The organism is Streptomyces sp. URMC 123, from assembly GCF_051386515.1.
Taxonomy (GTDB): domain Bacteria; phylum Actinomycetota; class Actinomycetes; order Streptomycetales; family Streptomycetaceae; genus Streptomyces.
Genome location: NZ_JBPQTV010000248.1, coordinates 1 through 9,620 on the forward strand (window position 1 = coordinate 1; position 9,620 = coordinate 9,620).

Annotated in this window: 7 protein-coding genes; all 7 read left to right on the forward strand. The window is 72.8% G+C overall.

What is annotated here, in order from left to right:
- Positions 1-80 precede the first annotated feature (80 nt).
- Positions 81-788: a rod shape-determining protein MreD gene (gene mreD / locus ACSNOD_RS23500; protein ID WP_436769015.1), complete on the forward strand. Its 708-nt coding sequence runs from the start codon at positions 81-83 to the stop codon at positions 786-788.
- Positions 788-3,034 (forward strand): penicillin-binding protein 2, encoded by a 2,247-nt coding sequence (mrdA, locus tag ACSNOD_RS23505; RefSeq protein WP_436769016.1) that lies wholly within the window; start codon positions 788-790, stop codon positions 3,032-3,034. Before mreD ends, mrdA begins: the two co-directional genes overlap by 1 nt.
- Before the next feature lie 9 nt (positions 3,035-3,043).
- Positions 3,044-4,243: a rod shape-determining protein RodA gene (rodA, locus tag ACSNOD_RS23510; RefSeq protein WP_436769017.1), complete on the forward strand. Its 1,200-nt coding sequence runs from the start codon at positions 3,044-3,046 to the stop codon at positions 4,241-4,243.
- Positions 4,244-4,301: 58 nt separating this feature from the next.
- Positions 4,302-5,924, forward strand: coding sequence for a CHAD domain-containing protein (locus ACSNOD_RS23515; protein ID WP_436769018.1), 1,623 nt, complete (start codon positions 4,302-4,304; stop codon positions 5,922-5,924).
- Positions 5,925-6,063: 139 nt separating this feature from the next.
- The gene (locus tag ACSNOD_RS23520) at positions 6,064-7,989 is read left to right on the forward strand and encodes a TIGR03960 family B12-binding radical SAM protein (RefSeq protein WP_436769019.1); all 1,926 of its coding nucleotides are present in this window, start codon (positions 6,064-6,066) and stop codon (positions 7,987-7,989) included.
- Between the two features lie 252 nt (positions 7,990-8,241).
- Positions 8,242-9,018, forward strand: a complete 777-nt coding sequence (locus tag ACSNOD_RS23525; protein ID WP_436769020.1) for a TIGR03936 family radical SAM-associated protein — start codon at positions 8,242-8,244, stop codon at positions 9,016-9,018.
- Positions 9,019-9,252: 234 nt separating this feature from the next.
- The coding region (locus ACSNOD_RS23530) for a hypothetical protein (protein ID WP_436769021.1) at positions 9,253-9,620 on the forward strand (368 nt) is incomplete at its 3' end.

Below are 9,620 nucleotides of genomic sequence, written 5' to 3' on the forward strand. Positions count from 1 at the left end.
GCCCCAGCCGGCCCCCACCGTGACCGTCACGGTCACCCCCTCCGGCCGGCCCTCCGAGAGCACCCCCAGGAGCTGATCGCATGCGCTTCAACCGGCTGCTGCTCTCCGCGACGCTCGTCGTCGTCGCCCTGGTCATCCAGGTCAGCGTGCTCGCCCGGCTGCAGCTGCCCGGCGCCGTGCCCGACCTGATGCTGCTCACCGTCCTGGGCCTCGCCCTGGTGTACGGGCCCACCGGCGGCGCCCTCGTCGGCTTCGGCGCCGGCCTGCTGGCCGACCTCGCCCCGCCCGCCGACCACGCCGTCGGCCGCTACGCCCTCGTGCTCTGCGTCATCGGCTACCTCGCCGGCCTCGCCAAGCCCGAGAGCGGCAAGCTGAGGTCCGCCAGCGGCCCGCTGCTCGTCGTGGTCGCCGCCGCCATCGGCACCACCCTGCTGTACGCGGGCGTGGGCGCCCTGGTCGGCGACACCGCCGCCCGCCAGGTGGGCCTGGTCCACCTGCTGCTCACCGCGGCCCTCTACGACCTGCTGCTGGCGCCCTTCACCGTGCCGCTGATCATGACGCTGGCCCGGCGCGCCGACAACGACCCGCTGGCCGAGTCCTCCGGCGGCAGCGGCGCCGGCGGCGGAGGCGACGGGCCGGGCCGCTGGCTCTCCGCCGGCGCCACCTCCCGTACCGGCCTGGGCACCCGCTCCGGCCGCGGCCCCCGGCTGGGCGGCTCCCGGCCCGGCCTGCTCAGCCGGTCCGCGCGGGCGAAGGCCGGCCGCATCAAGGGGGTGCGCAGGCTCTGATGAGCAACATCCCCGAGACCGGGCGCACGCCCCGGGTCACCATCCGCCTCGTCGCCCTCCAGATCCTCGTCTTCTCCCTCCTCGCCACCCTCGGCGGCCGGCTCTGGTACCTCCAGATCCGCAACGGCGACGAGTACGCCGACGAGGCCGCCAGCAACCACGTCCAGCAGGTCGTCCAGCCCGCCGTCCGCGGCTCCATCCTGGACGCCCGCGGCGTGCCGCTGGCCGACAACGAGACCCGCCTCGTCGTCTCCGCCAGCCGCACCGACCTGCTGAAGATGAAGGACGACGGCAAGGCCGTCCTCACCCGGCTCGCCGGCGTCCTCGGCATGAAGCCGCAGGAGGTCATGGACAAGGTCCGGCTCTGCGACAGCAGGACCAAGCAGCCCTGCTGGAACGGCTCGCCCTACCAGCCCATCCCGATCACCGACGAGGCCACCACCCAGCAGGCCCTCCAGATCCGCGAGCGCGCCGAGGACTTCCCCGGCATCACCGCCGAGCCCACCGCCGTACGCCGCTACCCCGCGCCCGGCAAGGCCAACGCCGCCCAGGTCCTCGGCTATCTCTCCCCCGTCACCGACGAGGAGATCAAGCAGGCCAAGGACAGCCGCTCCCCGCTGCTGCGCTCCGACCAGATCGGCCGCTCCGGGCTGGAGCGCTCCTACGACCAGTACCTGCGCGGCAAGGCCGGCGTCACCCGCTACGAGGTCGACAACCTCGGCCGCGTCATCGGCCAGGCCAGGAGCGACAAGGCCGAACCCGGCTCGACCGTCGTCACCAGCCTCGACGCCCGGGTGCAGGCCATAGCGGAACGGGAGCTGGACCGGGCCATGAAGGCGGCCCGCAAGGAGGTCGACAAGATCACCGGACGGCCGTACGAGGCGGACTCCGGCGCCGTCGTCGTCCTGGAGTCCAGGACCGGCCGCGTGGTCTCCATGGTGTCCAACCCCGCCTACGACCCCAACGCCTGGGTCGGCGGCATCTCCGGCGAGGAGTACGCCAAACTCACCGGCGAGGACGCCAACAACCCGCTGCTCAACCGCGCCATCCAGGGCCAGGCCGCGCCCGGCTCCATCTTCAAGGTGGTCTCCGCCAGCGCCGCCGTCCGCGCCGGCTACCCCTTCGACGGCAACTACGACTGCTCCAGCTCGTACAGCATCGGCAGCCAGACCTTCAAGAACTTCGAGTCCCAGGGCCATGGGTCGATCAGCCTCGGCAAGGCCCTGGAGGTCTCCTGCAACACCGTCTTCTACGCCCTCGGCCACAAGGAGTGGCAGAAGGACGGCGGCAACAACCCCGTGGCCAAGCCCCACGACTGGTTCTACACCACCGCCAAGGGCTACGGGCTCAGCAAGAAGACCGGCATCGACCTGCCCAACGAGGTCAGCGGCCGCATCCCCGACCGCGAGTGGAAGAAGCAGTACTGGGAGGCCAACAAGGACGGCTGGTGCAAGGCCGCCGAGGCCTGGCCCGAGAAGCGCGACTACGTCACCCAGCTCTCCCGGGAGAACTGCCTGGAGGGCATGAAGATGCGCGCCGGCGACAGCGTCAACTACGCCATCGGCCAGGGCGACATCCTCGTCACCCCCATCCAGATGGCCGCCATCTACTCCGCCATCAGCAACGGCGGCACCCTCTACTCGCCGCGCGTCGCCAAGGCCATCATCAGCCCCGACGGCAAGAAGGTGGACATGGTCGAGCCGCGGCCCAACGGCCGGCTCCCGGTGGACGACAAGACCGTCCGCCAGCTCGACTCCGCCCTCCGCGACGTCGTCACCCGCGGCACCGCCTCCTGGCGGTTCGGCGGCTGGCCGCAGGACAAGATCCCGCTGCGCGCCAAGACCGGCACCGCGCAGGTCCACGGCAAGCAGACCACCTCGTGGCTCGCGACCTACACCGACGACTACACCATCGTGATGACGATCTCCCAGGCCGGCACCGGCTCCGGCGCCTCCGGCCCGGCCGTGCGCAACATCTACAACGCCCTCTACGGCGTCGACGCCAAGGGCGGCATCGACGAGAAGAAGGCGCTGCTGCCCAAGCCCGAAGCGAACCTGCCCACGATCCAGCCCGACGGATCGATCAAGGCGCCCAAGATCGAGCCGCCCCAGGAGCCCGAGCCGGACGCCAGCGGCTCGTCCGCGCCCGACCCCAGCGGCTCGCCCGAGGCGGACCCCGGCGGCCCACCCGTGCCGGACCCCGGCGGCTCACCCGAGCTCGCCCTCGGCACCGGGCGAAGGGACTGACGAGGCGCCATGAGCACGACCCACGGCTACACCGTCCGCCGCTTCAGCCCCGAGCGCGGCACCTGGGGCAAACTGACGGCCCGTGACTCCCCGGCCCGCCGGCTCGACTGGATACTGCTCGGCTCCGCCCTGCTGCTCTCCGGCCTCGGCTCGCTGCTGGTCTGGTCCGCCACCCGCAACCGCACCGAGCTCAACCACGGCGACCCCTACTACTTCCTCTTCCGGCACGTCCTCAACACCGGCATCGGGCTCGCCCTGATGGTCGGCACCATCTGGCTCGGCCACCGCACCCTGCGCGGCGCGGTGCCGGTGCTCTACGGGGTGTCGGTGCTGCTCACCGCCGCCGTGCTCACCCCGCTGGGCTCCACCATCAACGGCGCCCACGCCTGGATCGTCATCGGCGGCGGCTTCTCCCTCCAGCCCTCCGAATTCGCCAAGATCACGATCATCCTCGGGATGGCGATGCTGCTCGCGGCGAAGGTCGACGCGGGCGACCGGCTCCACCCCGACCACCGCACGGTCGTCCAGGCCCTCGGCCTCGCCGCGCTGCCCATGGCCGTGGTGATGCTGATGCCGGACCTCGGCTCGGTCATGGTCATGGTCGTCATCGTGCTCGGCGTGCTGCTCGCCTCCGGCGCCTCCAACCGCTGGGTGTTCGGACTGATCGGCACGGGCGCGCTCGGCGCCGTCGCCGTCTGGCAGCTCGGGCTGCTGGACGAGTACCAGATCAACCGGTTCGCCGCCTTCGCCAACCCCGAGCTCGACCCGGCGGGCGTCGGCTACAACACCAACCAGGCGCGCATCGCCATCGGCTCCGGCGGGCTGCTCGGCAAGGGGCTCTTCCAGGGCACCCAGACCACCGGGCAGTTCGTCCCCGAACAGCAGACCGACTTCGTCTTCACCGTCGCGGGGGAGGAGCTCGGCTTCCTCGGCGCCGGGCTGATCATCCTGCTGCTGGGCGTGGTGCTGTGGCGCGCCTGCCGGATCGCCCGGGACACCACCGAGCTCTACGGCACGATCGTGGCCGCCGGCATCATCGCCTGGTTCGCGTTCCAGTCCTTCGAGAACATCGGGATGACCCTGGGCATCATGCCGGTCGCCGGACTGCCGCTGCCCTTCGTCTCCTACGGCGGCACGTCCATGTTCGCGGTCTGGATCGCCATCGGGCTGCTCCAGTCCATCCGGATGCAGCGGCCGGTCTCGGCGTGAGGGAGCGCGGCCCCGGGAGGGGCTGACTGGGGCGGCTCCACCTGGATAGATTCACACCATGGCGGAACTCGTATCGGACCACGCGGACCACGTACGGGAGATCGAGCGGAAGTACGAGGCGCCGGAGGGTGCCGTACTGCCGGACCTGACCGGCGCCCACGGCGTCGCGAGCGCCGAGGCCCGGGGCGTCGTCACCCTCGACGCGATCTATTACGACACCGCCGACCTGCGCCTGGCCGCGGCCGGCGTCACCCTGCGCCGGCGCACCGGCGGCGACGCGGGCTGGCACCTCAAACTGCCCGTCGGGCCCGACACCCGGGACGAGATCCACGCCCCGCTCTCCGACACCGTCCCCGAGCGGCTCACCGCCCTCGTACGGTCCCGCACGCGCGGCGCCGAGCTGGTGCCCGTGGTGCGGCTGCGCACCGAGCGCGATGTCCGCGAGCTCCTCGACGCCGAGGGCGAGCCGCTCGCCGAGGCCGCCGTCGACCGGGTCACCGCCCAGCGCCTGGCCCCCGGAGAGGTCCGGCAGGCGCTGTGGACGGAGGCCGAGGTCGAGCTCGCCCCCGGGCGGAATCCGGCCGTCCTGGACGAGGTGGAGCGGCTGCTCCTCGCCCACGGGCTGCGCCGCTCGGACGCGCCGTCGAAGCTGGCCAGGGCGCTGGCGGAGACGGAGCCGGGGGAGGGGGCCGCGCCCACGGCCGGGTCCACGGCCGAGAAGCCGAAGAAGGCGCGGAAGGCACGGAAGGCCAAGGCAAAGCCCAAGCCCAAGGGCAAGAGCAAGGGCCGGGCAGGCGCCACCGCGGCCGACGAGATCCTGGCCTACGCCCGCGCCCAGGTGGCGGCCGTCATCGAGCTCGACCCGGCCGTACGGCGCGACCAGCCCGACGCCGTCCACCGGATGCGCGTCGCCACCCGCCGGCTGCGCAGCGCCTTCGCCACCCACCGCAAGGTCCTCGACCGGGCGGCCACCGACCCCCTGCGCGCCGAGCTCAAATGGCTCGCCGGCGAACTCGGCGTCGACCGCGACCACGAGGTCCTCACCGAGCGGCTCACCGCCCGCGTCGACGCCCTGCCCGACACGCTGCTCCTGGGCCCCGTACGGGCGCGGCTGCGCGCCTGGGCCACCGCGGGCCGCATGAGCGCCCGCGAGCGCACGCTCGCCGCCCTCGACAGCGACCGCTACCTCGCGCTCCTCACCGCCCTCGACGCGGTGCTGGCCGACCCGCCGCTGCGGCCCGCGGCCCAGCAGCCCGCCGCCGCCGTACTGCTCAGGGCGGTGCGCAAGGACTACGAGCGGCTGGCCGCCCGCGTCGAGCGCGCGCTGGCGCTGCCGCCCGGCCCGGAGCGGGACCGCGCCCTGCACGAGGCCCGCAAGGCCGCCAAGCGCGCCCGGTACGCCGCGGAGGCCGCCCGGCCCGCGCTGGGCAAGCCGGCGAAGCGCTTCGCCCGGCGCGTGAAGGCCGTCCAGCAGGTCCTCGGCGACCACCAGGACGCCGTCGTCGCCCGCGGGACCCTGCGGGACCTGGCGATCAAGGCCCATGGGGCGGGCGAGACCGCGTTCACCTGGGGCCTCCTGCACGGCCAGGAGGAGGCCCGGGCGGCGGAGCGGGAGCGGGAGCTGCCGGCGGTGTGGCGGAAGGCGGTGAAGGCGGCCCGGCCGCGGAAGCTGGGCGCGTGACCGTACGCGTGACCGTACGGGCGGCCGATCGTTGGACGCTCGGTGCCGCGTGGCCGGTTCGATCGCCGTGCCGGAAGGGACGCTCCATCGGGTTACGCTTGAGAGTCGCTCCCCCTGTCAGCCCACGAAGGTATCCCAGATGTCTGCCGAGTCGGTCTTCCCACAGCTCGAGGCTCTGCTGCCGCATGTGCAGAAGCCGATCCAGTACGTCGGCGGTGAGCTGAACTCCACGGTCAAACCGTGGGACGCGTGCGACGTCCGCTGGGCGCTCATGTACCCGGACGCGTACGAGGTCGGGCTGCCCAACCAGGGCGTCATGATCCTGTACGAGGTCCTCAACGAGCGCGAGGGCGTCCTCGCCGAGCGCACGTACAGCGTCTGGCCGGACCTCGAAGCGCTGATGCGCGAGCACGGCGTGCCGCAGTTCACGGTGGACAGCCACCGGCCGGTCAAGGCGTTCGACGTGTTCGGCCTGAGCTTCTCCACCGAGCTGGGCTACACCAACATGCTCGCCGCGCTCGACCTCGCGGGCATCCCGCTGGAGTCGAAGGACCGCGGCCTGGACGACCCGATCGTGCTGGCGGGCGGGCACGCCGCCTTCAACCCGGAGCCGATCGCGGACTTCATCGACTGCGCGGTCATCGGCGACGGCGAGCAGGCCGTGCTGGAGATCACCGACATCGTCCGCGCCTGGAAGGCGGAGGGCCGCCCCGGCGGCCGCGAGGAGCTCCTCTTCCGCCTCGCGAGGACCGGCGGCGTGTACGTGCCGGCCTTCTACGACGTGGAGTACCTGCCGGACGGCCGCATCGGCCGGGTCGTGCCGAACCGCTCCGGCGTGCCGTGGCGCGTGTCCAAGCACACCGTCATGGACCTCGACGAGTGGCCGTACCCCAAGCAGCCGCTCGTCCCGCTCGCCGAGACCGTCCACGAGCGGATGTCCGTGGAGATCTTCCGCGGCTGCACCCGCGGCTGCCGCTTCTGCCAGGCCGGCATGATCACGCGCCCCGTGCGGGAGCGAAGCATCACCGGCATCGGCGAGATGGTGGACAAGGGGCTGAAGGCGACCGGCTTCGAGGAGGTCGGCCTGTTGTCGCTGTCCTCCGCGGACCACTCGGAGATCGGTGACATCGCCAAGGGTCTCGCGGACCGCTACGAAGAGGACAAGATCGGCCTCTCCCTGCCGTCCACCCGCGTCGACGCGTTCAACGTCGACCTGGCGAACGAGCTGACCCGCAACGGCCGCCGCTCCGGCCTCACCTTCGCCCCCGAGGGCGGCTCCGAGCGCATGCGCAAGGTCATCAACAAGATGGTCTCGGAGGAGGACCTGATCCGCACGGTCGCCACGGCGTACGGCAACGGCTGGCGCCAGGTGAAGCTGTACTTCATGTGCGGCCTGCCCACCGAGACCGACGAGGACGTCCTCCAGATCGCGGACATGGCCACCAAGGTCATCGCCAAGGGCCGCGAGGTGTCGGGCAAGAACGACATCCGCTGCACGGTGTCCATCGGCGGGTTCGTGCCCAAGCCGCACACCCCCTTCCAGTGGGCGCCGCAGCTCTCGGCCGAGGCCACCGACGCCCGGCTGGAGAAGCTGCGCGACAAGATCCGCGGCGACAAGAAGTACGGCCGCTCCATCGGCTTCCGCTACCACGACGGCAAGCCGGGCATCGTCGAGGGCCTGCTCTCGCGCGGCGACCGCCGCGTGGGCGCGGTGATCCGCGCGGTCTACGAGGACGGCGGCCGCTTCGACGGCTGGCGCGAGCACTTCTCCTACGACCGCTGGATGGCCTGCGCGGAGAAGACGCTGCCGGAGTTCGGCGTCGACGTGGACTGGTACACCACCCGCGAGCGCACCTACGAGGAGGTCCTGCCCTGGGACCACCTGGACTCGGGCCTGGACAAGGACTGGCTCTGGGAGGACTGGCAGGACGCCCTCGACGAGACCGAGGTCGAGGACTGCCGCTGGACGCCGTGCTTCGACTGTGGCGTGTGTCCTCAGATGGACACCCACATTCAGATCGGCCCCACGGGCAAGAAGCTGCTGCCGCTCTCCGTGGTCAAGTAGCGCCCGACGGTCCACGGCCCACCAGGGCCGGAGGCCGGTTTCAACCGCTTTGTCGCAGGCCCGCCCATGCCGTCCCGTATGGGCGGGCCTGTCCCGTGTGATCGTCCGCCGGGCGGGCCCGGCAGGGCCCGGTCGGTCCGCACCGAACGGTGACGCCGCAGGTCCGCGTACGCTTGACGGGAGACAGACCGACTCACGAAGGACAGAACACTGGGCAAGCGACAGCCCGAAGGCCCGCCGCCCGCACCCGCGGTGCAGCGCATTCGTCTGCGCTACACCAAGCGCGGCCGCCTCCGGTTCACCAGCCACCGCGACTTCCAGCGCGCCTTCGAGCGGGCCCTGCGCCGCGCCGAGGTGCCGATGGCGTACTCCGCGGGCTTCACGCCGCACCCCAAGGTCTCCTACGCCAATGCCGCCCCCACCGGCACGGGCAGCGAGGCCGAGTATCTGGAGATCGCCCTCACCGAGCGGCGCGACCCCGACGCGCTGCGGGAGCTGCTCGACGACTCCCTGCCCGCCGGGCTCGACATCATCGACGCGGTGGAGGCCCACACCTCCGGGCTCGCCGACCGCCTCCAGGCCTCCGTCTGGGACCTGCGGCTGGAGGGCGTGACGGTCGACGAGGCCGAGAGCGCCGTCGCGGCGTTCCTCGCGGCGGAGACCGTCGAGGTCGAGCGGCGCACCAAAAACGGGTTGCGCACCTTCGACACCCGGGCCGCCGTGGCCCGTCTCGAGGTGCTCGCGGCACCGGCTGATAGGCCGGGGGACGGCGCCTGTGCGATACTGCGGCTGGTTGTACGGCACGCCACACCCGCTGTACGACCCGACGACGTCCTGTCCGGTCTCCGCGCCACGGCCGACCTGGCGCCGCCGGTCCCCGCTGCGGTGACCAGGCTGGCGCAGGGGCTGCTCGATGAGGAGTCCGGCACGGTGACCGACCCGCTCGCGCCCGACCGCGAGGCAGTTCCGGCCGCTCCCACAGCGGCCTCCGGACTGACCGCCGCGTCGGCTCCGGAAGGTTCGGCCTGACCGGGACGGCCGTCGACGCGCAGCCTGAGCACTTGGGAGCCACCCGGGTCCGGCAAGCGCACTGACCAGAAGACTTTCGCCGGTGCCACGCCACAAGCGGCGCGGACCCGGCGAGTGAGACGACAGCTCCCGTGCGGCGCCCGCGCCCCGGACGGCGGTACCGCGCACAGCGTGCGGGCCGTGTGATCCGGACCCAGGTGCGGCGCCCGGGAGCGTGACGGGAGAACCGCCCGCATGCTCGAGCCGATGGAGCCCAAGGAGGCGGCGCTGGAAGGCGTCGCCCAGGGCAGCTCAGAGAACGACAACACCCCCAGCGACACCCTGCCGCCGCGCCGCCGCCGGCGTGCGGCGTCCCGCCCCGCGGGACCGCCCACCGCCGCGGCGGGTGGCGCCGAGGCGTCCGCGCGGGCCGGCGAGGAGCCGGCCGCCGCACCGGAGCCGCAGGCGGCCCCGGCCGCCGAGGCGGAGCCCGCGCCGCGGGCGCGCCGCAGGGCCACCCGCAAGGCCACTGCCCCCGCGGGTACGCCGAAGGGTGCCGTGGAGGCCGCCGAGGTCGTGGAGCCGGCTGTGGCTGCCGCGCCGGTCGCCGAGGCCGCTGAGGC

What these genes read in the sequence shown, in the direction of transcription:
- mrdA (WP_436769016.1), top strand. Translation starts at nt 788, where the DNA reads ATGAGCAACATCCCCGAGACCGGGCGCACGCCCCGGGTCACCATCCGC.
- ACSNOD_RS23515 (WP_436769018.1), top strand. Translation starts at nt 4,302, where the DNA reads ATGGCGGAACTCGTATCGGACCACGCGGACCACGTACGGGAGATCGAG.
- ACSNOD_RS23520 (WP_436769019.1), top strand. Translation starts at nt 6,064, where the DNA reads ATGTCTGCCGAGTCGGTCTTCCCACAGCTCGAGGCTCTGCTGCCGCAT.
- mreD (WP_436769015.1), top strand. Translation starts at nt 81, where the DNA reads ATGCGCTTCAACCGGCTGCTGCTCTCCGCGACGCTCGTCGTCGTCGCC.
- rodA (WP_436769017.1), top strand. Translation starts at nt 3,044, where the DNA reads ATGAGCACGACCCACGGCTACACCGTCCGCCGCTTCAGCCCCGAGCGC.